At 57.3% G+C, this 25,492-nt stretch carries 18 protein-coding genes; 7 read left to right on the forward strand and 11 right to left on the reverse strand.

Annotation, left to right across the window (positions count from 1 at the left end):
- Window positions 1–536: 536 nt before the first annotated feature.
- The 10 genes from ACVWY3_RS24640 to ACVWY3_RS24685 form a co-directional block, all read right to left on the reverse strand.
- Window positions 537–890, reverse strand: a complete 354-nt coding sequence (locus ACVWY3_RS24640; RefSeq protein ID WP_456840775.1) for a hypothetical protein — start codon at window positions 888–890, stop codon at window positions 537–539.
- Between the two features lie 275 nt (window positions 891–1,165).
- A complete protein-coding gene (locus ACVWY3_RS24645) occupies window positions 1,166–2,407 on the reverse strand; it encodes a cytochrome P450 (RefSeq protein ID WP_456840776.1) in 1,242 nt (413 codons plus the stop codon).
- 330 nt (window positions 2,408–2,737) lie between these two features.
- The gene (locus ACVWY3_RS24650; RefSeq protein ID WP_456840777.1) at window positions 2,738–3,619 is read right to left on the reverse strand and encodes a pantoate--beta-alanine ligase; all 882 of its coding nucleotides are present in this window, start codon (window positions 3,617–3,619) and stop codon (window positions 2,738–2,740) included.
- Between the two features lie 198 nt (window positions 3,620–3,817).
- Complete coding sequence (locus tag ACVWY3_RS24655) at window positions 3,818–5,299, reverse strand: pentapeptide repeat-containing protein (protein WP_456840778.1); 1,482 nt, start codon at window positions 5,297–5,299, stop codon at window positions 3,818–3,820.
- Between the two features lie 807 nt (window positions 5,300–6,106).
- Window positions 6,107–7,831, reverse strand: coding sequence for a dipeptide ABC transporter ATP-binding protein (locus ACVWY3_RS24660; RefSeq protein ID WP_456840779.1), 1,725 nt, complete (start codon window positions 7,829–7,831; stop codon window positions 6,107–6,109).
- Window positions 7,832–8,695, reverse strand: coding sequence for an ABC transporter permease (locus ACVWY3_RS24665; RefSeq protein WP_456840780.1), 864 nt, complete (start codon window positions 8,693–8,695; stop codon window positions 7,832–7,834).
- Complete coding sequence (locus ACVWY3_RS24670; protein ID WP_456840781.1) at window positions 8,692–9,681, reverse strand: ABC transporter permease; 990 nt, start codon at window positions 9,679–9,681, stop codon at window positions 8,692–8,694. The genes ACVWY3_RS24665 and ACVWY3_RS24670 overlap by 4 nt, the downstream gene beginning before the upstream one ends.
- Window positions 9,653–11,275: an ABC transporter substrate-binding protein gene (locus ACVWY3_RS24675; protein ID WP_456840782.1), complete on the reverse strand. Its 1,623-nt coding sequence runs from the start codon at window positions 11,273–11,275 to the stop codon at window positions 9,653–9,655. The genes ACVWY3_RS24670 and ACVWY3_RS24675 overlap by 29 nt, the downstream gene beginning before the upstream one ends.
- Window positions 11,276–11,400: 125 nt before the next feature.
- Window positions 11,401–12,717 (reverse strand): NtaA/DmoA family FMN-dependent monooxygenase, encoded by a 1,317-nt coding sequence (locus tag ACVWY3_RS24680; RefSeq protein WP_456840783.1) that lies wholly within the window; start codon window positions 12,715–12,717, stop codon window positions 11,401–11,403.
- Window positions 12,704–13,129 carry a hypothetical protein gene (locus tag ACVWY3_RS24685; RefSeq protein WP_456840784.1) on the reverse strand — a complete coding sequence of 142 codons (426 nt, stop codon included), beginning with the start codon at window positions 13,127–13,129 and terminating at the stop codon, window positions 12,704–12,706. Before ACVWY3_RS24685 ends, ACVWY3_RS24680 begins: the two co-directional genes overlap by 14 nt.
- 1,365 nt (window positions 13,130–14,494) lie before the next feature.
- Between ACVWY3_RS24685 and ACVWY3_RS24690 the strand changes: the two genes are divergently transcribed.
- On the forward strand, window positions 14,495–15,406 hold the full coding sequence (locus tag ACVWY3_RS24690; protein ID WP_456840785.1) for a hypothetical protein: 912 nt from the start codon (window positions 14,495–14,497) through the stop codon (window positions 15,404–15,406).
- A gap of 292 nt (window positions 15,407–15,698) precedes the next feature.
- Window positions 15,699–17,957, forward strand: a complete 2,259-nt coding sequence (locus tag ACVWY3_RS24695; protein WP_456840786.1) for a hypothetical protein — start codon at window positions 15,699–15,701, stop codon at window positions 17,955–17,957.
- 631 nt (window positions 17,958–18,588) lie between these two features.
- Here ACVWY3_RS24695 and ACVWY3_RS24700 read toward each other — a convergent pair.
- Window positions 18,589–19,029: a VirK family protein gene (locus tag ACVWY3_RS24700; protein WP_456840787.1), complete on the reverse strand. Its 441-nt coding sequence runs from the start codon at window positions 19,027–19,029 to the stop codon at window positions 18,589–18,591.
- A 523-nt stretch (window positions 19,030–19,552) separates the two neighbouring features.
- Between ACVWY3_RS24700 and ACVWY3_RS24705 the strand changes: the two genes are divergently transcribed.
- The 5 genes from ACVWY3_RS24705 to ACVWY3_RS24725 all read left to right on the forward strand — a co-directional run bounded on the left by ACVWY3_RS24705 (window position 19,553) and on the right by ACVWY3_RS24725 (window position 25,334).
- Window positions 19,553–20,506 (forward strand): hypothetical protein, encoded by a 954-nt coding sequence (locus ACVWY3_RS24705; protein WP_456840788.1) that lies wholly within the window; start codon window positions 19,553–19,555, stop codon window positions 20,504–20,506.
- Between the two features lie 1,591 nt (window positions 20,507–22,097).
- Entirely contained in the window at window positions 22,098–22,481 is a 384-nt protein-coding gene (locus ACVWY3_RS24710) for a hypothetical protein (RefSeq protein WP_456840789.1), read from the forward strand.
- Between the two features lie 39 nt (window positions 22,482–22,520).
- On the forward strand, window positions 22,521–23,210 hold the full coding sequence (locus tag ACVWY3_RS24715) for a response regulator (protein WP_456840790.1): 690 nt from the start codon (window positions 22,521–22,523) through the stop codon (window positions 23,208–23,210).
- Window positions 23,211–23,278: 68 nt separating this feature from the next.
- Entirely contained in the window at window positions 23,279–24,691 is a 1,413-nt protein-coding gene (locus tag ACVWY3_RS24720) for a type II and III secretion system protein family protein (RefSeq protein ID WP_456843450.1), read from the forward strand.
- A gap of 10 nt (window positions 24,692–24,701) precedes the next feature.
- A complete protein-coding gene (locus ACVWY3_RS24725; RefSeq protein WP_456840791.1) occupies window positions 24,702–25,334 on the forward strand; it encodes a CpaD family pilus assembly lipoprotein in 633 nt (210 codons plus the stop codon).
- Window positions 25,335–25,492: the final 158 nt, after the last annotated feature.

Below are 25,492 nucleotides of genomic sequence, written 5' to 3' on the forward strand. Positions count from 1 at the left end.
ACCGTGTGACTGACGGCTAGCTGACCAAAACGCGTTCTTTCGAATGCACAAGAAAGCCAATGTCACCTGAAGTTCCATTCCATCGGACCTCCAATGTCGCTGAAGAGCGGGATGCGGGTAAGTGCGTCCGTGTAAGCAGCCGCGACGTAATCGCGGCTGAGGTGCCCTGGCCTCGACGCGCTCCACTACGCGCGTCGCCCCTCTGCCGTTAGCTCCGTCCACACCGACTGAGTCAAATCGTCCCCAAACGTTGGTAGCCGGGAGAAAAGTCGAGGCCTAATCGGCGAATTTTGGTCAAGCAGAAATGGCCAGCTCATAGATTGGCAGACCTTCGCTCACCACACACGTCCTGCTAACGGTAAGAGGACTTTGACATAAGAGCTTAACAATCTAGCGGCCGTACACCGATGACGAGATGCTGAAGGTCGTTCAGAATGGATCTTTTCCTCGTCCTAACGGCTGACTCGACCTTCCGCAGATCCTCAAGCTGCATTTCACAAAAGTGCGGCGCCCATCCGGGTCCGGTGAGATCAGCTTCATAGAAACATCGCAGCGAGCACACCAAACGCACCGAGAACCAGCCCAATCAGCGAACCGGCGGTCGGCACGTCTCTGAAGAGCAGAACCGTGAGCATCGGTTCCACGACCAGGATCGCTCCCACCGATATCGCGACAATGATCCAGATATTCTTCAGATGCATGTAGCCCAGCGCGTATCCGAGAACGAGGAGGATGCCACCCAAGCATACCAGGAGAAACATCGGCCAAAGCATCGCCAGATCGCCACCGGCCTTTCCGAATTGCCTTGAGGCAATTAACTCGGCGAATATCGAAAGAGCTTCTCCAATGAAAATTGCTGCCACAGCTACAATTTTGAACATCAAGGTCATTGCCCTCTATGGTTTCGGCTATTCGAGGGTGGCCCGGAGACCTGCATCGGAGTAGCCGTTGAGGTTCAATTTTCGGCATGCCAAAGCGCTTGCGGAGACGCGCGCCTCACCTATCGCTTCTCGCAGGTCCTTCCAAGCGTTTGCAGGGCCGGCAATTGGCTTCCGACATGCAGCATCTTGTTTCCGTCGATCACCCCAGCTGCGCTGCTTGCAGAAACCAACGATGGTTCAGGGCAAGCCCGCTCCGCCGCCTGCGTGAGCAGAACAATTTGGGCCTAGGCCGCAATCCGCACGGGGAGAGCGGAATAGCCGTGCACGAAGTTAGACGCAATCCGCTCGGGTTCGCCGACAACCTCGAACCCCAATTGCGCAGACAAAATCTCTTCCCAGAGGACTCTCAACTGCAGTTCCGCAAGATGTCGACCAAGACAGCGATGGATGCCGAATCCGAACGAGAGATGCTGCCTCACATTTTTGCGGTCGATCATGAAGTTGTCGGCGTTCTCAATGATCTCTTCGTCCCTGTTACCGGAGATGTACCACATGACGACCTTGTCGCCTTTCCTGATCTGTTTTCCGCCTACGATGCTGTCGATCGCGGCGGTACGGCGCATATGTGCGATTGGCGTCTGGTACCGGATAATCTCGGACACGGCGCTTGAGATCAGCTTGGGATTGTCAATTAGCTTTCGCAGCTCGGAGGGGTATTGACTCATGAACAGGAGACCCCCGGTAATTGAGTTGCGCGTGGTGTCGTTTCCCCCAACGATCAGCAGAATCAGATTTCCGAGAAACTCGCTCGGCTCCATCTGGCGCGTGGCTGGCGAATGCGCCATCAGGGAAATTAGGTCGAGGCGCGGCTCGGCATTGATGCGCTCGTTCCAAAGCCGGGTGAAATACTCCAGGCACTCGGACAAGATGGTGCTTCGCTTGTTCCAGCTGTCGATTGCATGGTCTGCTTTCGGAGCCGTAACAGCGACGTCTGACCAATAGGTCAGCAGTCGCCGATCCTCAAATGGAAAGTCGAACAGCGTGGCGAGCATTTGCGTCGTCAACTCTATGGATACCATGTCCACCCAGTTGAAGGCCTCATTCCGCGGCAAGCCTGCGAGAATCGCTCTGACCCGAGACCGAATCAAGCTTTCGAGCTTCGTCAAGCTTTCCGGTCCGACGATCGGGTCAACGGTATTGCGCTGCTCGGCGTGCTTGGGAGGCCCCATCTTGATGAAGCTCGGAGTCCAGTGCTCGCCAGGCACGTCGACAATAGTGACACCTTGTTCGGACGAGAACGCTTTGTGGTTTGTGTCTACCGCTACGATATCCCGGTATTTCGTCACGGACCAATATGGACCATGAGCGCTGTCTTGACAGTAGTGAACGGGATCTTCCTTTCGCAACCGCTCAAAGCAAGCCCACATGCTGTCGTCTTGAAAGCGCTTGCCCTCGCTTACATCCAGCTTGCTCAGCGGGATGACACACGGATCCTCAGCTCTATAATCTTCCGATCGCCTTGTCATGATCATCTCTGCAGATTCTGCTCTCGAGAGTTTACGGCGTGGTGCGATTCGTCGCCTTCGAGCTGCCGCAGCGCTTGGCTGCGACAGGAGGCTCGACCAGGCTACCTCACAGTGCAGCTAGCCTCGCCCTACCATGTCGGGCAGTAAGGATCGCATTGACTTTCCAAGTCGATGTACTCAATGGACCAATGAGAGCTCTCAGCGCTGGTTAAAGATGGCTATGCGCTGGAGGCAACATCAAGCCGAGTACACCTTCATAAGGTGACGCTGGCCTTGGGATACGGCCGGAACGGATAGCTTTCTCAAGGTCATGGATGAATAATCGTCCGGCTAGGACTGTTCAGGCAGATCGATCCAGATATCCGAAGGACCCTTCACGAGAGTATCTTGATCTGGAACGTAGATATTATCGAAGATCCTGAGACCATGAGCCGTTGCCGCCCCAAAAATTATGAAAGGGAGCTCGACTTGCTCCAGGTCTTCGAAGTTGTCAGCGCCGACGATTCGAACAAAATCGAGTTTAAAGTGCCGGAACTTGAGCTTAGATGTGGCGGACGCGACCAGATCCTTCACACTAGATGCCCCTTGCGCGATCTCTTTCCTCGAATGGTCGAGTGCCGTGAAAAGGCAAGACAGCTCATCAAGCTCGGAACGGCTAAATCGCCTCAAACGCGACGAAATGGGCACTCCGTTCTTGTATCTCACGGTCGGCACAAACCTTATCTCGCAATCCAGAAGGAGATCTGCGACGGCGCGCTTCACCAGGATCGCCTGACCGATATCTTTCAGGCCGAAGTAGCTGCGAGTCGGCTTTGCATAGCAGATCCAGCGGATTGCCCCAGTAACGGCTTCCTTTAAATAGGCCTCGGGCCCCCCTAGACGCAAATGACAGTCGCCTTGCGATACAAAGGTTCGATAGCCGGGCGGGAACATTTCGGTGTCGTTGGAGGAAATTACGGCAGTTGCTCCCGAACGCAATGCAAGTCCAATATCCTCGTCCAAATTGAAGTCGTAGCTCCCACCCGGTCTAAGCTGGATCTTGTTCGGGTAGACTGTGACGATCGCGACGTCATTTTCCGATGCCGCCCGTCTGATCAATTCTGCATGCCCAAGATGCAGGGCTCCGAGAGTATGTACCGTCCCGATGGTCTGCCCTGTTCTCGCCACCTCCCGGATGAACGCTTTACCTGCGGAAAGACATGCCAAATGCATTTTCTACTCCAGTCTCTTTGAACGCCAAGAGATCATCGGTCGGATCGCACAGAAGGTCTGCCCCGCCTCTCGTATCCGCCGGCGATGCCACGAAGCCCCATAGCGCTTAAGCGCTCGCTCACAGCTCGAACGATCGCCCAGAGCTGTCCTAAGCTCGCCGACACTGCATTCCCTTCGATTTTGCAGTCTCCGAAGCCGTCAGGTAGACCCTTCTCGACCCCGTCTGATCAACGATGAGAATTCAGTCAGATAGCTTAATGGCTCGCGTGGCTGATCCTCCTTCAGAGCGGCCTGTAGGCCCGGACATCGGTCTGCAAAGAACGGTGGCTCGAATGTGGTTATCTTAGCGCCCGAAAAGTCCACCTTTACGAAGCTGGCCTGGAACGGCGACATCCCACTCAGGTTCGCCTCGCGCAGGGACGATTGGTTCATGCGAACGTACGCGGCCCGCGATGCCTCCAGATTGGTTCTCGTCATTCCTGCGGCGAGATATGCCTGAACGAGATTCGATCCTTCGAGATTTGCCTCATCCAGTGCCATTGATTGCGGGGGATCACCGGTGATCATCGACCTGTAAAGGTAAGCATTGGATAGGTCTGCGCGTTCGAGATCGCAGTCGCGCACAAAGGTAGAGCGGCCACGAAAGCCCGATAATTTGGCGGCTCGCATTGTGCTCTCTGTTATAGAAATGCATTCGCCTGATACCAGAGACAGGTCCGCTCCGTCGAGATCGCAGGAATGAATGGATGCACCGTTGAGCACGGCACCGACGAGGTTTGCGTTGGACAAGCTTACGGACAAAAGCCGCGCCTCGGTCAGGTCCGCCTGCTCAAGCTCCGCATTTGGAAGATTTGACAAGTGAATATCAGCAGATGGTGCGCACATGCCTCTCGCTGCGATGCGGCCGCTTACTTTTGAGAGTCTCAGATACGGAAGATGAGCGCCTTCCAGGACAAGACCATCGATCGAGGTGGGACGCACAATCGATAAACAGTTCCCCTTTGACTGGAAGAACGAGCAAGACGCCAGATGTGATTTCGTGATTGTGAGTTGGCTCAGCTTGGCAAAGCGGAAGGAAGCGGAAGGAAGGAAACATTCATTAATGGTCGAACCCTGTAGCTCCGCGCCATCGAATACAGCATCACTCGCGTCGCATTGGTAAGCGAGAAGCCCGCTGAGCATGGCGTTATCAAAGCGTGTCCTTTTCATGCTGCAACCGTGAAACAGGCTGCCTGTTGCATCAATTACATTGCGCAGACTGGCATCGTCGAAGTCGCAGACCTGCGCTGCAATCGCATGCATATACGCAAAATCGAGCTTGGCCCCGCGGAAACTTGCCCTCTCTAGCCCCGGACAGATAAGATTAGCACAAGAAAGATCTGCCCGATCCAACTTTGCTCCGTAGAGCTGCGCACGATTGAGGGTACAGCGTCGCAACGGGAAATCTGACAAGTCGTGACCGTTAAAGTTCTCGGACGATAGCTGCAAGCCAATCCCGGTCCTTCTGATCGCCTCTTCGGTTCGCCTCCCAACCGCAGCCACCGCGCGCAGCCGATCGGCAGCTCGGCTCCAGTACCGAACAAAGTCGCCATCTGATGAAAGATTGTGTTTCGGATCTGACCAGTGCTCTGCTCCTTCATTCGCGGTGCACTCGCTATCAGGGCCGATCGTTTGCGACATGACGATTCCGTATTGCCCGGATTACGGGGGGCCTGTTATCGACCTCTTTTGCTCCGCCTTGGAGCTATGCGACCTGTGGCGAACTCGTCGGCGAAATGACGACACGATGCCTCGATGAGGCGCCTATTGTGTCTGTGACCTCCGCAGCCGGTACGCTTGAGCACGTCAGCCGAATTCTAGTCATGCGCCCCCACTGCCGCGCGCTCAGATTGTTCACCGAGTCCGGCAACGTTGACGACGCAACCGTCTTTTGACATTGCCGATATGGCCAGACGTTGCGATTTGTCTCGTCGGCTCTTCTAGGCAAATCCAATTCGCTCTCCATCAAACCGAATGCGAAAACTTCAGGGCCCTGCTTGTTTTTTTCAGAATGGACCCACGGGTTCCGGGCGGAAACGTGATCGTTCACAGGGCTGAGGTAGGCTCCTATTCGGCGTTACCTCATTTCCGATAGCAATGACCGTGCCAGCCGCATCAGTCGCAATTAACGGCTGAACAGGCGTCATGAAATCAATATTGACGCCAAATGTTTTGAACCTGACAAACACTCTCTCGTTGTCAGGGACCGCACCATGATGGCCAAGGCTATCGTGAAAGCGAAGATTGCGAGCTCGTCTGCAGGAGCGCAAGAGCCGCCCGTCCTTTGCGAGCACGCAATCCGCGCCGACCGGTCCATCTAGCGGGAACCCGTGCCACAGACTATCCTGTTCGAGCGGTGAACGAGCGCGTAATCGTGACCAACTCGGCGCGCAAAGGCGAATGCTCCGCGATCGGAGATAGACCATAAAGGATTGGATTCGAAGGCGTTCATGCGATGCCTTCTTCGAGGATCGTAGCTGGATGATCTATCTGGTGGTCGCGCGCAAGACGCGGCATGGCGGCGATAAGGCTCTTGGTATATTCAGACTGTGGATTGCGAAATATCTCTTCAGTGGCGCCACTATCGACGATTCTCCCCCGGCGCATAACTATGACGCGATCGCTGATGTGACGAACAACACTGAGATCATGCGAGATGAAGAGATAACTTACGCCGACGTGGTCCTTCAGATAGCCGAGCAGGTCCAAGACCTGGGCCTGGATCGAGACGTCGAGCGCCGAAACCGGCTCATCGCAGACGATGACGGCAGGATTTGGTGCGATTGCGCGGGCGATCGCGACGCGCTGGCGCTGACCGCCCGAGAGCTCGAGCGGTCGTCGGTCCAGCAAGGCCTGGGATAGCCCGACCAGATCGAGCAGCTCGATAACGCGCTCCTGCCGCTTGCCCCGTGTCTCAACGTCGCTCGAAAGGCTGTCGGATATGATGCGTCCGACCGTCCAACGTGGATCAAACGAGCCAAGAGGATCCTGGTAAATGATCGATAGTGACCGTCGCCGAGCCCGCCGTTCGCGCTCGGCGAGCGCGGTCCAAGGCCGGCCTGCAAACTGAACGGCTCCCTCGTCAGGCTCCTCGAGCGCCAGGACCATGCGCGCCATCGTTGACTTTCCTGATCCGGACTCACCTACGATGCCCAAAGTCTCGCCGGATCGCAGTTCGAAGGAGACGCCGTCCACAGCCGTCCGTGAAGTGCCATCCGGACCCTTGAAGCGCTTCACCAGACTTGTCGCTTCGAGCAGGATAGGACGAGATTTCGGTGGCGATTGCACGGCTAGCTGCGTTTGCCAGGCAGGCGAACGCACAATAGCCGATGGTGAGAGGCGTGAGCCGCGCGGCCGGCCTGATGGCACGGCGTCCAGCAGCTGCTTAGTATAGGGGTGCTCCGGGTCTTTGAATATTTGGCCGGCGTTACCGCGTTCAACGACCTCGCCTTCTCGCATGACGAGGATCTCATCCGCCACGCGGGAGACCACTGCCAGATCGTGACTGATCAGGATCAGAGCCTTGCCCCTCGTTTTGGTCTCCTCAAGGAGTGACAGCACATGGGCTTGCGCCGTCACATCGAGAGCGGTCGTCGGCTCGTCGGCGATCAGGATGCGGGGATCGAGCGCAAGTGCCGAAGCGATAAGAGCTCGTTGACGCTGGCCGCCGGATAATTGATGCGGCAGCTGCTCGGCCTTGATCTCGGGGTCAGGGACACCGACGAGCTTAAGGAGAGCAATGACGCGCTGCGCGAGCTCCTCGCGCGATGATACCGCACCGTGGAGGAGCAAGCCCTCACCAATCTCTTTGCCGATCCGGCGAAGCGGGTCAAGCGAGACGAGTGCATCCTGTAATACAAAGCCAATCTCGTTGCCGCGGATGCGCCGCCAGGCACGATCGCTAAGACCCATCAGGTCCGTCCCGTCGAAGCTTAGCTGGCGTGCATGAACATTGGCGTAGCGACCAGCGAGGCCTATCAGAGTCCGAGCAGTCACGCTCTTGCCCGAGCCGGATTCACCGACAATCGCAAGACACCGTCCCGGTCGGAGGGAGAAGGATATACTGCGCACAACCGCCTTCTCGTCGATGGCGCAACCGAAGGAAACACGCAGCGAATCGACCGTGAGGAGGTCTGACTGCTGCGGGACAGGCTGGGGGCGGCCCTGCGACATTCACGTTTTTCCTTCCAGACGGTCCTGTAGATGACGCCCAATGATGGTGAGGCTGAGGGCAAACGCCGTAACTGCCAGACCGGGTATGATCTCCAGCCACCAGGCGTAGATTACATAGTTGCGCCCGGCGTTGAGCAGCGCGCCCCATTCAGGCGCCGGGGGAGCGACGCCGAGTCCCAGAAAAGCAAGACCGGAAGCCCATATAATCGCCTGACCTACACCGATCGTCATCATCGCCGTCAGCGGGTTCATGGCGTTGGGAAGAATATGCCTCCAGACAATACGGGGAAATGGATGGCCCAGCACCTTAGCGGCCTCCACATACGCTGTCCCCTTGATGGCAAGCATCTGGCCCCTGATCATGCGCGCATACCCTGGCGCTGTGCCGATTCCGACAGCTATGACCTCAGTCAATACCGACGGCCCAAAAACGGTCACGAACACAAGGGCGAGCAGGAGCGTGGGAATTGCGAAGAGCACGTCGACAATCCGGCTCAGGATGCTGTCGCATACGCCACCAGAAAGTGCGGCGGCGACGCCGAAAACGATCGCAATGGACATGCTCAGCGCCGTCGCGCCTAGTCCAATAGCCAGGGATTGGCCTGCCCCCTCGACTACTCGAGAGTAAAGATCTCGACCCAATTGATCAGTTCCCAACCAATGGGCGATCGACGGAGACTGCAATGACGATTTCAAATCAATAGCCAGCGGATCATGCGTCTGCAGCACCTTTGGCGCCACAGCCGCGAGGGCAAAGAGGCCAATGATGATAAGACAGGCGGCAACTCGGAACGGAACATGGCGGACGATTGCCACGACCTCTTTGAACGACCGAGACGCGGTGGCTTCGGCGAACATGCTCATGTCAACTTGATCCTCGGATCGACCACCTGGTAAGTCAGATCGACAATCAAACTAACAAGAACGAACAGCCCCGCAGAGATCAAAACAGCTCCCGAGACAATCGGAACGTCTCGCGAGGACGTTGCAGCAACAAGGACTCCACCTAGGCCTTGACGGGCGAAAACCACCTCGATCAAAATCGCGCCCGAAAGCAGTTTTCCGAGCGCCCAACCTGATAAAGTAATGCCAGGCAATGCGGCATGGCGGAGGACATGGCGAAGCCTGACGCCGAAATCACTCATGCCTCGGGCCCGCGCGGATGCAACGAACGGCTGCTCGAGCACGCGCGTGAACTCGTTCTGAACGACTTGTCCGAAAAAGCCCGATAGTTCAAGAGCCAACGCAAGTGTCGGCAGAATGAGCCCGGCCGGAGAATTTCCACCGATGACCGGAAAAATGCGCAGCTTTACCGCAAAAACAACCAGCAGAATTGTGGCCAGCCAATAGGGCGGCGCGGTTGCAAAAAAGACCTGCGTGTCATTGAGCAACGTCGCCCAAATGTTGTCTCTGCCTGCGATGAACAAGGTCGTCAGGATTGCGATAATCCATGCGAACAGCAGCGCGGTGACCGCCAGAATGATGGTTGGGCCAATCTGTTCGGCGATGATCCCTACGACAGGCCGATGCTGCTGGTATGACTCGCCAAGGTCTCCATGCAGAATTCGCAGTATGTATTTTCCGTACTGAATCGCGAGCGGTTGATCAAATCCGTATTTCGCATTGATCGCCGCAAGTTCTGCCGACGACGCCAGTCCGACGTTGCCGCTTGTCGCATTGATGATGATCTGGGCGCGGTCCCCAGGGAGCACACATTGAATCAAGAACGCGAAGGTTGCGGCAGCCCACACCACGACCACACCGGAGAATATCCGGCGCGCGAACCAAACAATGGGATGATGGGCTACTATCTTCACGGCGTCACTTCCCATCATCGAAATGAGCGTCATAGAAAACGGGTTCGCCAACCGAGCCGCGGTCCAGCCACACGTCTTTGAGGTTCGCCTTGGTCGCCAACGTTACGTCCAGCACCGTGAGGCCAATCACAGGAGCCTCATCCACGATCTTCCGTTCCGCCTGCTGATAGAGGGCGGTACGTTGCGCCCCATTGAGTTCCTGCTCTGCCCTTTGAATGACGTCCCAAAGCGTCAGATCTTGATAGCGTGAGGGATTGAAGCGATTAGTCTCGCCCTTCTGATCGGGCTTCCACGAGATCCGGAATATCTCCGCGCCGGGGGCAACCCAATAGAGGAGAACAATCTCATAATCGTCGGGTCCGAGGTTTTTTCCTGCGAAGAAATCAGCTGGATTGGTAGGCTGAAGACGTACGTCAAAACCTGCCGCTCTTGCCTGCTGCTGGATAACTTGCAAGGCTTGCTCGCCATCTGGCTTCAGAAAAGCGTTCGAATAGGACACGCGCACGATGAGCGGGTTGCCATTCTTAACACGAACGCCGCTAGGATTACGCTCGGTCCAACCCGCCTGATCAAGCAATTGATTGGCTTTCCGAATATCGTACGTATACGACTGCCCGAGCTCGCGCAGGTATTCCGGCGAGCTCTGACTCAGCGCACCGTTGCCTTCAAATGGCAAAGAGCCAAGGAATGATGTGTCGACTGCAGCCTTCCGGTCCGTAGAATAGGCAAACGCCTTGCGGACGAGCACATCGTCAAATGGGGGCCGCGCCGTATACAACGCAAGGCGCAGAGGGGTACCGCCGGTAATGTGCCGCAATACTGGAAAACGGGAATTGGCCTCCTTCCATGCGATAGCTGGGATATCGTATATGGCATCGGTCTCGCCCGCGATGAACGAGCCGTACCGGACGGTCTGATCTGGCAGGAACTTCCAGCTGATTCCGTCAATGTAAGCCGGCCCTTGATGTTTTGCGGTGGCCGGCGCCGAGTTGTAGTCGGGATTGCGACGGAAGGTGACCTCCCGTCCATGACGCCATTTGTCGACAATGAATGGACCTGAGCCGATTGGGTTCTCGCAGTTCACCGCAAGTCCGCGTTTGAGCGCGGATGGTGAGAGAATGCCTTGTGAGGATTGAGCAAACACGTTCAGCAAGGGTTGAAATGGCACCTTCAAGGTTACCTGTAACCTCAGAGGAGCGATTGCACTTGCCGATTCGAAGCTATCGCTAAGATACGGAGCGGCAGTCGGATTACGCAGATCAGGGTCGTTGCTGAGCCATCCGTTGATATTGTCCGCGATGGCCTGCGCATCCAGAGAAGTGCCATCCGTGAACTTCACATTCGGCTTTATCTCGAATGTGTATATCTTCTTGTCATCGGAAATTGTCCATGACTCGGCCAGCCATGGCACAATCTTGCCATCCTCGCTGCGGGCGACCAGATTATCGCTGTACTGGCGTTGCAGATACCATTGCTGCACCCATCCTCCAAAGAGGCACGCCGGCTCTTGAAAGTGCCCGTAACGAACAACGCCTCCTCGCTTTACGCTGCCGGCTACTCCTTCTTGAGCATGAATACTTGACGGCAGTTGCGACAGGCCCAAGAGCACGAGAAGGATCGCCTTCACGGTTCTTGCTGGATAGTTCGACTTTCCAGTGAATCGCCTCGTTGACCGCGCATTCGATAAGTGCATACCCAGTCTCCAAATGATTTGATGTTGAGGAAGCGTCATAGCGCTGAGCTAGCTTTGCCTCATGCCGGCCCGAAAGGAATGGAAAGCCCGAAATGCTCTCGCAGCGTCTGCCCTCGATATTCTTTGCGAAAGAGCCCGCGCTTCTGCAGGATGGGCACCACATTGTCGACAAACGCTGAGGTGCCATCTTTCAGCACGTCCGGAATGATATTGAATCCATCAACCGCGCCGGCGCGAAACCATGCCTCAATCGAGTCCGCGATCTGCTCGGGTGCACCCACGAGTAAGCGGTGGCCAAACGCTTGAACGCTGCTAATGATTTCGCGAACCGTCCGACCTTGACGCGCCAGAGTCTCAATCGTGCGATGGTGACCGACAGAAAACGGAACATCATCTGCAGCAGGCAAAATCTCCTCCGGGATTGGCCTTTCGAGGCTGAGCTTCTCGACCGGCACGCCCATGCTTCGTGCAAGAGCGACGATGGCGCGCTCCAAATCGAGGAGTCCGTCAAGGTTTTCCTTGCGACGAGCCGCTTCCTCCTCGGTGCCCCCGATACAAGTGACAAGGCCTGGCAGGATGAGCGGGGCCGCAGGGCGGCCGAATTGCCGAGAAAGAGCGCGCAGGCGCTCTGCCTCCTGCAGAGCCGTTGACAAGTCCCCGGCTGCCGCAAACACGACATCTGCACTGCGGGCGCCAAGCTGTAATCCGGGATCCGAACCGCCGGCCTGAACGATGACTGGGTGGCCTTGGGGTGAAGCGGGATGCGTAAGTGGGCCGCGGATGCCGAAGCTATTGGTAGTGGGATCGAGCAGGCGGAATTGGCTCTGATCTGCGTAAACACCCGCAGTCTGATCGGCGATGACCATCTCGCCGCGCCAGCTCAGCCAGAGAGCACGGACCGTTTCAACGAAGTCCTCGGCACGCCTGTAGCGATCTGCTCGCCCAACCTCTCGACCGCCAAAGTTCGCAACTGTCGCCGGACTCGACGTCGTGACCGCGTTCCACGCAACGCGCCCGCGGCTGATGACATCGAGCGATTGGAAGCGCCGGGCAAGATTGTATGGTTCGTTGTAGGTAGTCGACGCTGTCGCAATCAGACCAATCCGTTCCGTTTCACGTGCAATCACAGCGAGAACCAGCGTCGGTTCGAGCCCATTAAGCGGCGGCTGGTGCGTGATGTCGGAACTTATCGCGGGGGTATCGGCGAGGAATACAGCATCCAGCAGACCATGCTCCGCAATCTTCGCAGCGCTGACGTAGTGCTCGATGTCGAAAAAGGCGCTTGGATTTGTGCCCGGCCAGCGCCATGCGGCGGAATGACCACCGGCACCATGAAGATTTAAGCCAAGATGAAGCATCGAGTTACCCGAAGACATAACAGCCCCTCATGCGGCGGCATCTGAGCTGCTTGGCAGGAATTGTAGACGAGTTGATCTCGGCAGCCAGCCTGCGCTTTCGCGCAAGCGTACCTTGCATGTGCTCCGGGCAGCCAATTTGAGGGACAGACAACCAACAGCCGGCTGATGTGAGAAGAATGTCACCAAAGAAGCTTTTGCTAGATCTTGCGATCTTCTCCGAGCGGGCGCGGCCGAGAAGAGCTTCGACCACGCTGGTTGCCGATTGACGCCGACGTGACAGCTTGTCTCCAGCGGCGGGTTGCTTCCACACGAGTACATTCACATCGGCTCTCCAGAATTCATCAAGAAGCCAGCTTCTTTTCAGGAAGATGTTTTGGATGGGATTCGCGATCGAAACGTTTGGACTCCCGACCGAGCGAGCAATGATCATGCTAGAGGATCTTTAGAGGTCCAGACCATGCAAACGCAATAGTTGAGTATTTCAATCTACTATCGTCTCTTGGCATCCTCTTCTATTGCCGTGTCTAACCTTCCCTCGCTTAATCCCAAGCGTTCTCTGATCAGGCTCACCGAACACGCGCTGCGTAATTGCAGCGACTGCAATTGGGAGCGCCGGCGCGACGCAAAAGAGATGACTCGATGGGCTCGAGAACACACGCCAGTATTGGAGCGACACAATTGGTCGACCGCTTGCTGCCGCGCTGCAAAGTGACATCGGATCAATAAGGCGTCGCTAAGCCCAACATCTAATAATGTGATGAACCATTCTAGATTATAGATGCCGCGTTACGGCACCCCTTCGAAGCTGCGCTGGATTCGAAGATGCTGGAGCGTCGTTAATTCTCGCGCGCGCGGCGCATGTCCTCGCGTACGCTACGGGCGTGATGACGCACCGCCAATTTGCCAAGAACGCCCGTCTTCACGGCCCCGCGAGCGCACCGATGTGTGCACGGGACTCAGCTATCTTGGGCACAGCAGCCTTTGAGCATCAAGAAAGCGCGGCGGCATCAACGTCGACGAAATCACCCAGCTGGATATCGGACCGCGTCCCTTACCGGCACATGGGAGTGGACGCCTCTTGGGATCGATCGTTCGTGGTCTTGTCACGTCTGGTTGGCAACTCAACGTCTCGCGGCGGAGGCCCGGGTTGAAATTGCATCGAGCGGGTCGTGTTTTGCGACCAGCCTTCGCCGCGCCCGCGCGACTTCTCGTCCCAAACAGCAGTCAACAAAGGGCGATGAGCTTCACGCCAGACCGGCGCAATCACGAGCCCGATGGCTGCGGCATCGGCTACTCGGATCAGAGCTAGCCCCTGGACGAACCTTTCTACGAGATCGACTAGCGCACAATGCAAGCTGCCCCAGATAAACTTATCCACCCCGCGCAAGCTCTCGATTGCAGCGCGATCGCGCACCGCTTCTCCCAGACCATTCACACCGCGCTGCCGTTGGAGCTAGACAGGGGCGAAGGATCCATCTCGCCAAACTCAACTCTGCAATGAACAACAGGCACGACAGCACAGCGGCAAGGGCCCGAACTTTACTTCAACCAATAGGCCTGGTCAGCTATTCGACAGCTAAGCTCTTTAGCATAGCAACATCTCTGGACTAGCAGGCCCACTTGATGGCGCAAGACCTGGAAGAGAAGGATCTGGATCCTGGCTCAGCCCGTTCGGTACGCCCTCAACATACCGTCCGCTGCAATTTTATCGAGAGTTGCGCCCGGCCCGGCCTCTGATCCTTATCGAACCAACTTTGCTCGATGACATTGACAAGGCAACCAGTGGGAGAAGGGAATGGACCCATTTGACAACGTCAACCCGTCCGCGGCTCGCATCAGTTACGTCGAGCCGCAACAGGAAGAGACCGGGCCGCAAGCAGACTTTGAGCTGCGGCTTAGAGAGCATCGGCCAGTCCTCCCAGCACCAGCTTCAGCCGGCGCTGGATCGACCCGAACTGCAACGGATGGCAATAGGAGAGCGGATCTTATCCCGAAAAACGAACGGTGCACAGCCGGATCCTTTGTAAAAGCGCGCGCTCAACTCGCCGCAACGCTGACCTGCGCGAACATTGCGGAACTCAGAAGGGAAATCGCACTCGCTGCGCAGACATCGACACCATGGTCAGGAGGGACTGGACCGTCGGCCGGCGACGTGGATAGTCGCCGCGTTTACGACGACGTAGTGGCATCCTCATACTTGGAGCTGCAACGCTTTCAAAACCACCCCAGCCATTGCAAGCCGCGCGGATTGGCCAATCAAAGCGCGATGGCTCATTTGCGTTCCATGGCGGCTTCGCGTTTCGACGCCGCCCCCTGGAATATCTGGGGAGGCCAACGACTTGATCTGGGTCGCGCAGCGGCAGAACACATGAGGGGCGACACCACTTCTTCGCCCTTTGTGTCATTGTCCGAGGAGGCCTCACAATTGCTCCTCTCGCCAGACGACGACAACGAGTATGGCGCCAAAGTGATCGCTGAAAATGCGAATGAGTTGCACACGTACACGGTGCCGAGGATCACCGCTTGGACGGCCGATGAGATTGTCAGTATTCTTGAGGATGGGACTGAGGATGATGAACCCGATCTGGCCTGGGTGAGCGATACCCCAACTGAGGAGCGCGAGGTACTGTTTCTGGGCGGGAATCTGGATGACTATCGGACTGCGAGCGCGTCGAATCCCTACAGAAAGTCAGGGAAAGAAGATTGAGGGTGGGGCTTAGCAAGATAACTTGGCTGTTTTCGATGCTCGGAAAATCGAAAGCAGCCTTCGCTCCCGTCTATACTGCTCCCGCCGAGCTGGCCGTCAGGGAGCTGGCCGCACCTGGAAAATCGGAATTTCAGCCGACGCCTGTACCGTCTTTACGTTCGCCGCACTCGTAGTCGGCTTCGAAAAGGCACTTGACCAATATTCATTCTAACTTTCGGCTCGGCCGGGTCAGGTTTTGGAAAGCTAACGTGAGTAGCGAAAGAACGAGGAAACCAAGCCAGCGGACTGCAGCATGGATCGATACAACGCGATCAGCCCAGTGTACAAAGATTCCGCTGCGCCAGATACCACCGTTGAACAGCCCAAAGAACCGCAAGCGGGGTTCGAGCAACACTTGCGAGAGGTGCGGCAGCTCGGCCCGGTATATTCCCATAGTGGGCTGTATGACATCACGGAACAGGACGATCGCCTCATCCAAGCAGCGTCTGGTGCTGCCCTTGACCGAGGCCCACCGCCAAACGCGTTTACCATCGAAATCTATGACCGTCGGCTTCGCAAATTGGCAGAGCTGCTGAAGCAGTCTGGTCACTCGATTGCTGAGCTCAATGACGACACGTTGCTCGAGCGCTCCAAGCAGCTACTGCCAGAAGACAAGGTCATCTTCTCTGCATTGTCAATGGTGAGTAGGTACCGGGAGCCCAGCGATACCGCTCCGCCGCCCAGAACACATTATCGTCCGTCTAAGGAAGACGCCAACCTCATCAGAGAGGCGACCGAGGCGGGCTTTGGTCGAGCAATTGACGCAAAAACCGCCGGAAATTACGCTAGCTGTCTTCGCAAGGTAGCGGCAGCACTGCGCCCCTTGGGGATTGCTAAGCTCAGCCACAAAGCGCTGCTCGGCCATGCCGATGCTTTGTTTCCGAACGACAAGAAACTCATCTACGCGTTGAACAGGCTGAATGACTACCGCCGAATCGCGGGGCGGGACAACTCGCCGAGTTACGGGGGCGACTCGCGCCAGCCAATGCAGCCGGCCGCCGATTTGCCCGTCCAGCTTTTCGAACGTGAGCAGCCTTCAGGGAACGCGGACGGCTCATTGCCGGCGGGCGGCTTCAATGCTCAGCACTTTTGGGAGGGAACGGGTTTAACCGCTCGTTCTCCCGCGCAACGTGTCGCCCAGGATATGCTTTTCGACGCTGTGCGCCAAAACGATGTGCCTCCACCTTCCAGCGTCGATGCGCCGGCACTGTGGCAGGGAATGCGTGCCGCCGCCCCCTCGCCCCTGCAGAGTTTCGCTCAGGAAGCGCTTTTCGATGCCGCCGATCGCGAGGTCCTGCCGCCAATCAATGCACCGGCGCTTTGGCCGAGCATGAGTTCGGTCGCCTACTCGCCCGTGCAAGATGTCGCCCAGGAACAGCTTTTAGGTGCTGCTGACCGCGAGGGCTTGCCGACGACATCCTACGATGCACCGGTGCGCTGGCCAACCGCTGGTTCAGTCACCCATTCGCATGTGCAAGGTGTCGCCCAGGAAGAGCTTTTCGATGTCCCAGATCGAGACCAGTTTGCGCCTGCTTTCGATCTGCAGGCATCGAAGTTATGGTGGGCAATGGAGGCGACAACCCATAGCGCCGGCGGGGCGGATCCTTTCGAAGCCGTGATTTGGCAGCCCAGCTCACGGCCGCAGGGTCCCGCCTCTGAAAAAGACTTTGGACGGACGATGGATCAAGATGGGGAGACAGCCGGCGAGAGCTTTGACGCCTCCTTTGCCGTCACCGAAGGTTTTTCCCATGGCACCCAGCCCGCGTCGGACATGATGCGCTCCGAGCTCAGCCGCTGGGGTCAGATGCCGGATGCAGCACATCGGGTAAAGACCTACAACATTCATGGTGAACACTATACGGGCGTGCTAGGACCGGGTGGGCGTGGCGATCTTCAGCTCATCCATCTGCGCTCTCCTGCTGTTGGTGATACATTTGACGTTTCATTCGCAGTGCCCAAAGATTTTTCCCATCGCACCCAGCTGGCTCCCGACATGATGCTTTCCGAGCTGGGCAAGTGGGACTTCTTGCCTAATGCGCAATATCCGCTCATGAACTATGAGATCGGTGGGGAACGCTATACGGCCGTGCTGGGGCCGAGAGGATCCAATGACGTTCAACTCATCCATCACCCAAGGTTCGCTTCGGGGAGTGAAGCTGCGTCGGTGACGCCGATGGCTCCCCCTCATACATACGACAGCCTCGCATCTGGCCTTGATCGGTCCTCCGGGTTCGAATTGCAGGCGGCGAACCTCCAACTGCCATCCGAAGCGCCCCTCTCGGGCCACCACCCGCTCCCGCAAGTGCCTGAACTCGGAGAGTTGTTCGGCCACGACTGGAGGCACGGCCCGCGAGAAGCTTCGCCTCTCGTGATTGACATGCTCCAAAACCTGGACCTTCTGCCGAGCCAGGGCGTCCCCATGACCCGCTTTTTGATCCATGGCGAGCCCTACACGGCTGAAAGCCTACCCGGTGGCCGCGTTCTTCTCTTCCACCGGCCGCAATTTGGCTGAACGATATGCTGTCGGCACCTCGGGCAGTTCCTCAAGCTCCCGTATCCACTCGGATCGCCAATTTTCGGACATCAGAACCGCGTCCAAACGACAATTAAGCTGGTGAGCAAACTCCGTAGCGGCTATTCACAGCATGATCTTAAGCGGCATGGTTCAATCACCCTGCGGCTGCATTCGGCAGCAGGAAGGTTCAAGTGGACCCCCAAAAGACGCGGGATGAAAGATACCCTCATGCTGGGGCGGCCGAGGATCGAGCGAAATCATCACGAGCCCGCCCGCCGCTTGATCGGCTTGTAAATACTACTGCCCAACAGAACCGCGGAGGGCTCGTGGGGACGTACCTTGCCCGTCTCATCTGGAGCGTTCAACTGAGATGCTTTGGCTCCAACCATATGATGGCAGCCCGAACCGCCGATCCTCCAATCACTGAGATCGAATGAAGATCGACGGCTCTCATGACTTACCTTGGTCGAACAGCAGCAAGTTGGCGCAACTCGATCCTTCCCCGACGAAAAGACGGCCAGAAACCCTCTGAGCGTCCCTGAGATCGAAAGGATCCGTTATACTGCGAATGTCTCTACACGATTAAAGGATCAACTCTTCGGAGCGTCCTTCTTCTCTGTGCTCTTCGTTACCAGATGAACTTTGCCCCATCCGGCAGTTCGCAGATGAATTCGCCCTGGTTCATAAGCTCGGTCGTTCCGACAACAAGCTTGGAGGCTCGCACCGTCAGCTTGCCTTCGCGGCTAAGGCTATGGCGGATGTACTCGGTCACGGCATGTCCAGAGCTGTCGACCGTTTGATGAGCATTGGAGAAGCTGATTCCGTTCTGGACCGTCACCCTGAATGCATTGATAAGCAGACCGGCCTGCGTCGCCGATGCAGGCTTGCCGCCCTCCGCGGGGTTACAGCGGCTCATGTCCAGTATGAGCTTCACATTCTTCCCCGCCTGCAGGGCATTGAGAACCTCGGTGTATTTCGGCGAGGTCTCATCGGCTCTCGCCAGAGAGCTAACGCTCGCGACCGAAAGCAAGGACAACAGGATCGTCATTTCTTTGCCGGTAATCTTCATATGCTCTTCTCCCTCGAAAAGTACCACAGCTTGCGTTTTTCAAGATGTCGTGCTCGCGCGTTGTTTGGCTTTCTTTCAGCAAGCGCGCTCGCGCCTGTACAAAAACAGCCTGCCGCAATCAGGCGCAAGTAGTTGCGACGGCTATTCCGACATCACAACCTCGTAGGTCAGGTTCTGGGGGCTTCGCCGTGCGGGCGTCGACCAGAACGATTTGTTCGATCGTCGACCGCTTGGAAACTACAAACGACGAACGGTCGCGCTGGTCCACTCGGGAATTATGAGCGAGAACACGCAGCCGTCACATCTGCAGGAGCAGACGATCTACGAAGGAAGCGCTCGATCAGCCATATGCGCTTGCGTGTCCCTCTTAGTCTGCAAGGACTGTCTGTCCTAGGCGACAGGTGAAGAGAACGCGGCGCGGCGGTCGAGGAACCCGGTCTCAGCTTAATCGATCGTCAGCTTATCGAAAGCTGCACCTGCAACAATCCACGCCGATAGGCGGCACTTCGAAGGGAGTAGAGAGATGAATGTTGATCCACGGAATGCCGCAGACAATTCCTTTGAGGTTCAGCGGCCGCACCACGTCGCTCGACAGCAGGACGAGCTTAGCGCACGGACAAGTTCAGAAGACCAAGCAAACTTTGAGCAGCAGCTGAATGACTTGGCTCTAGATGACTTGGATTCGGTCTACCCAACCTCGGAGCCAGTCTCCTTGGCGGCAGATTCCGCGAGCGCCGCGCCCTCATCTGCGCCAAACGAGCCGGCCTCGGAACCCAGTCGCTATCCAGCCTCATCATACGTCAGTGCGCGCGCTCAGCTTGCCGCAACATTGACGGGCGCTACTCTTGAAGCACTTCGGAACGAGATCGAACTTGCCGCGCAACAAGCAGCACGTTGGTCATCGGCGACCGACGCTGCCATTGATCGAGATCGCGTATTCGACGACGTGGCGGGGTCGTCATATGTCACGCTGCGGCGTTTTCAGAATCAGGACACTGATTGCAAGCCGCACACGGAAGAAAACACGAGTGCAATATCTCATGTCCGCAACACGGCTCGGGATCATTCTTCCGTTGGAGATCCTCTGGAGCGGTATCCCCTGGACCGAGCCCGCCAAGCTGGGTGGCATATGCGGGGGAAGACTACAGCCTCACCCTTCGTATCGTTAGTCGAGGATCCGTCAAAACTCGTCGTCTCTCGCGATCCGTGGGCGAGAGCGATTGCCAACAATGCGGACGCGCTACACACCTATATCGTACCGAAGACCACAATCTGGACGCCCGACGACGTGCTGAGTAGCATTGGGCTTGGAATGAACGCCGAGGATCAGGACACCATCGATGGGGACGTCGAATTGATGTGCTCACTGGGCAGAACGCCGACCCGGGAAACCGAGCGCCTGTTCCTCGGAGGCAATTTGGAAAGCTACCGCACCAGTAGCGAAGAAAATCCCTACAAGCGCGAGAGTAATGAGTAGATGGTCGATCGCGCCATTTGGCAGGTTCGTTGGCGACCAAGCGCCACAACACCCTGCAACGAAGAAAAGCGGCGCATCAGCTCCGCCTCATGCACAACAGATTAAGCGTAAAGGGGGCGCCCGACGGCTCGATGGGGGCGCCGATCGAGCCGTACAGCGGTTGACAGTTCCGACGGAAGGTCAGGAAGACACCGATCTTGTCCCCTCATCCCTTTCCGCTCGTTGAAGCATCGTGGCATCTTGGATGCATTGTGTCGCGAGGCAGGAATTTATCAGCCGGCTTCAGGGGTTGGCACGCGGATTTGGCGAGGTAAGCCGCGGCAAGCGCAGCATCCCTCGCGTTAGCTAACTCCTTCTGACAATAATCGCGCGTCAACCAACAGTGTTTCGGCCGCGATCGCATCATACATTCACTCAGCCGTAGCAAGTGGCGCTATTGCATTACAGCCGATCCGCAACCTGGATGCGTTCCATCAAAACAATCGATTTTGCCGAGCATGCCTAAAGGCCTCATAGTCGATCGCAATGTATGGAGACCGCATTCAAGATGACGTCTGGCAATCGATTCTCTCCTCAGTCCCCTGCCGAACAACTTGGCTCGCGCGATCGGCAGTCTGGATCTCGGACGTTAGGTCCTGCGCGTCACATCGACGTCCCGCGCCCGCCCCGATTTTCCCACTAAATTGCCAAGCATGAGGCAGATCGGATTGGCCGATCTTTGGCGTCATAGCCGAACGACTGCCTCTTCGCGCGCTTCAAGGCGTTATGGCGCTACACTTGATTGGAGGGACAAATGCTCACGACCTTGGACAGAGCGCGATTGACCTTCGCACAGCTCGACAGCATGGCTCCCTGTGTCGTCATTGCCTCACAAGGAGTCCGATGTTGATGGCGCCGATACAAAGAGCCCTTAAAGGCACTTGAATCTCACCCAGCGTCAGATTGTAGGATTTCCGACAGTCTCGCGACAGAATCCACTCGCGTGAACTCTTCCTGACAGGTAGCGACAATTGCGAACGTCTCAGAACTTCAATGCTCGGCCGATACGGCTTGGGACACTGCTCGACTGCTCCGATACAGAGCTTGCATCGTTAGTCTGCTCTGTGAACGCAAGACGAAGCGCGCTCTTCGCAGCCAGACCAGGATCCAGCGCACGAGAACAAGGCGATCAATCGCCGTACCGATCACCGGCTGAGTCCAAGCTTGAGACTAGATCGTTCTTGCGCCGTTCAACCCGTCTGACGAAATTGAGCCGACACCTCAGACAATGCGCGACAGCAATGCCAGGCTCAATTTTTCCTTCCTTGGCAGCCTTTGCTCGGCTGGCGCGGAGAAGATCTTGGAAGCAACCGAGCTTCAGGACGGTTGACACCATGTTTGGCCATTATCACCGGCTCGCGAGACAATGTCTAACCCGCCGATGGGCGTGTTGATCGTTTCATCGCATCTTGGCCTTTTACAGCCCGTCGTCCGACGCATAGCGCGTGAACTGTCTTAAACGCGGAAAACTTGTATCGTAGTGACTTGACGACACTACAGGCTCAACAGCCTTGCAGGACTGACCGCGGATCAAGACGATTTGGGAGTTCCAATGTCGGTTTCGCAAGTCCGTTCGGCGGCAAATACAGCCGCTCTCGCCTGCGCTTTTCTTTCGCTCCGCGAGTTTGGCGCGATCGGCACTGCAGGCGTTCGCGTAATGCATGCAGCCACCGCTATGCTCGGCCCGCACATGAATCAGCACATCGCCGGGGCTCCCAGCCTCGTGAGAGATTGCAAATCTCTTGCCGGAGTAAAGGAGATTTTGAGCCGCGCCGCGGGCTGGAACCATCCGCCGCAGGCCCCCGCCTATCCGCCGACGGCGGCCGTGCAGACATTGGCTGCCTGCCAACAAGCCCGTGCGTATCGCGCTCAGGATTTCGAATTTACGCCAAAGCGGCATCCTCTGGGTTCCGCCGATCGTCATGGTCAAGCGTGACACGCTCAAGTCCTGCCGAGGATGGACGAGAGGCGATGAATGCGAATTCTATTGGTTGATCATCATGCGGACTTTGGCCGCGCCGTAAAGGAAGCGCTGCTGAATTGCGGGTTCGCCGTCGACGTGACGCGGACGCTGGATGAGGCGTCGGCCGCGTTGGATTGCGCGAACTACCACATGATACTGCTCGAATCCTTCTTGCCCGATGGAGATGGTTTGGACTGGTTGAAGCAGTTGCGGCGCGAAGGACGATCAATGCCGACTATGATGATGAGCAATCTCAATGATCTCGGTCGGCGGATTGCGATCTTCAACGCCGGAGCGGATGATTTTCTGCCCAAGCCCGTTTCTATCGACGAGCTCGTTGCTCGCATGCGAGCTATTCTGCGACGATCAACGCAGATGACCGCGCCGGTGGTGACATTCGGGAATCTGCATTTCGATCCGATCGCGAGACAAGTCTCCGTCGGTGGACGAGTACTGAGAATTGCGCGCCGCGAAGTGTGCATCCTTGAACATTTGCTCAACCGCGCAGGCCGTACCGTGCCCCGCACAGCGCTCGAAGAAAGCTTGTATGCATTTGACGACGAGGTCTCGACCAATGCGCTGGAAGTCGGGATTTACCGCTTACGAGCGCATTTGAACCAGGCGGGCGCAACGCTCAGGATCAAGACCGCGCGCGGTGTCGGCTACACCCTTGAACTCATCGGCGCAGCATCGGCTGCCTAGCAGGCTCACTTGAAGGCAACAATCCCTTGAACGTCGTTAGCAATGACGCCGGCGCCGATGAGCCGTCGATGGCCGCCAGCAGCTCGCACTCTGCCGCTTTTCCCCGCCTCTGCTACGCCCTGTGCGCAGTCGCTCTGCTACTTCCGCTTGCTGCCGCAGCTCAGGTAAAGCGAGATGGCAAAGGAGAACCGCCACGTGCGGCGCCTGGCAGCACCACCGGCACGCTCAACCTTACCTCCTCACAGGGAAAGACAGTTCATCTGACCGGACCGGCTGCGAGCATTTTTATTGCCGACCCGGCCATTGCGGATTATCAGGCGCCTTCGAACACCACGATTTTCGTGTTTGGCAAAAAGCCGGGACGGACTAGCCTGTTCGCCCTAAACGATAACGGAGAGGCTCTCGCCGAGCTGCGTGTTGTCGTCACCCAACCGATCGAGGATCTGCGGGCCGCGCTGAAGGCCGAGGTCGGCGACTATCCGATTCAGGTCAGCTATACCCCGCGCGGCGCGATCCTTAGCGGTACGGCGCCTAATGCCGAGGTCGTCGAGACCGCCAGGAAGGTCACTGAGCAGTTTCTTGGGGCTGGCGCGCTGGTTGCCAACAAGATCCAGGTCGCCGGCTCACTACAGGTGAATCTCAGCGTACGGGTGGCAGAGGTCTCCCGCAGCGCCGTCAAGGATCTCAACATCAACTTCACCGCCTCGAGCCCAAACGGCGCTTTTCTTGTCACCGGCAAAGGGGGAGGGTCCGGCGCAGCCGGCGGCGGCGGCACGATCGGGATTGGGTTTAGCGCCGGCAACACCAACTTGAGCGCTGTTCTGGACGCTCTCGCAAGCGAGCACCTCGCCTCAATCCTGGCTGAGCCGAATCTGACGGCAATGTCCGGCGAAGCCGCGAGCTTCCTCGCCGGCGGCGAATTCCCTATTCCAGTGATGCAGGACAACCGGCAGGTTTCGGTCCAATTTCGCCAGTTCGGCGTGAGCCTCGAGTTCGTTCCGACGGTTCTCAACAACAATCAGATCAATGTCCGTGTGAAGCCCGAAGTCAGCGAACTGTCGAGCGAAGGCGAAGTCAAAATCAATGGCATGGCGGTCCCCGCCCTCTCGACTCGGCGGGCGAGCACCGTGGTCGAGCTCGCCAGCGGTCAGAGCTTTGCAATCGGCGGCCTCATCAGGCGCAACTTCAACACTGATATCGGCGAGTTTCCCTGGCTCGGCGATGTGCCGATCCTGGGCGCGCTTTTTCGCTCCTCATCGTTTCAAAAACGTGAAACCGAGCTGGTCATTATTGTCACGCCCTACATTGTTCGGCCTGGACCGAATCCGAACCGGATGAGTGCGCCGAGCGACCGCATCTCTCCGCCCTCAGACGCGGGGCGGATTTTGACGAACACGGTTGCCCGGCCGCCGCGAGAGCGCGATGCGCCTCGCGCCAGCGCACCAGGATTGACCGGCAGCGCCGGCTTTATTATCGAATGAGGATCGTCAAATGACTTTGCGACATCTGTGCTACCCGATCGTTATTGGAGCAACATTGGGCGGCTGCGCAAATACTGCCTCGATCCAGCCCGCGCCGGCTGACCAAGAGATCCAGGTCGAGCAGAAGAGTAGCGTGCTGTTCCTGCAGAGCCTTCGTGGCCCCGAACGGCATCGGCTGCGAAACTTTATTGCAGCGACCAGTCGGGGCCGGCGGGATGCCATCCATGTGGGTGTCATCGGCCCACCCAGACTCATTGCACAGGTGGCCCACGAGGCTCGCGCCATGGGGGTTGCCACCTACAACATCCACCTGTCCGCTTCTCGTGTGGATTTGCCGGCTCGTTCCGGGGTGAGGATCGAAGCGATCACTTTCGAAGCCCATCCTCCGGTCTGCCCCTCGCTCTCCATCGTCGGTCCTACAGTGAACGACAATTCGTTCAATCCAACCCTTGGCTGCTCAGTCCGGAATAACCTTGCGGTCATGGTCAATGACCCCGGCGACTTGTTAGGCAATGGCGCTGTCATGCCGACCAGTGGTGATCGTGCAGTGCTTCCCATCACCGCACGTGGGGCCACGTCGGCGGGCAACAGGAGCAATTTGGAGGATGAAACGCATAACAGGGTTGCGCCAGAAACCCAATAAGCGGCTCGTAAGACCCGAGCAGCATGAACGCTCGGTTGGCCATTCTTGTCAATATCAGTCTTGGAATCGGCCGAGGAGCCTCCTGGAGTCGAATCTTTTCTCGATCCTTTTCTTGGGATCGTGCAGCTTGCAGATCAGGTTTTGGGACAGTTGGGTCA

This window comes from Bradyrhizobium sp. USDA 4486 (assembly GCF_054057995.1).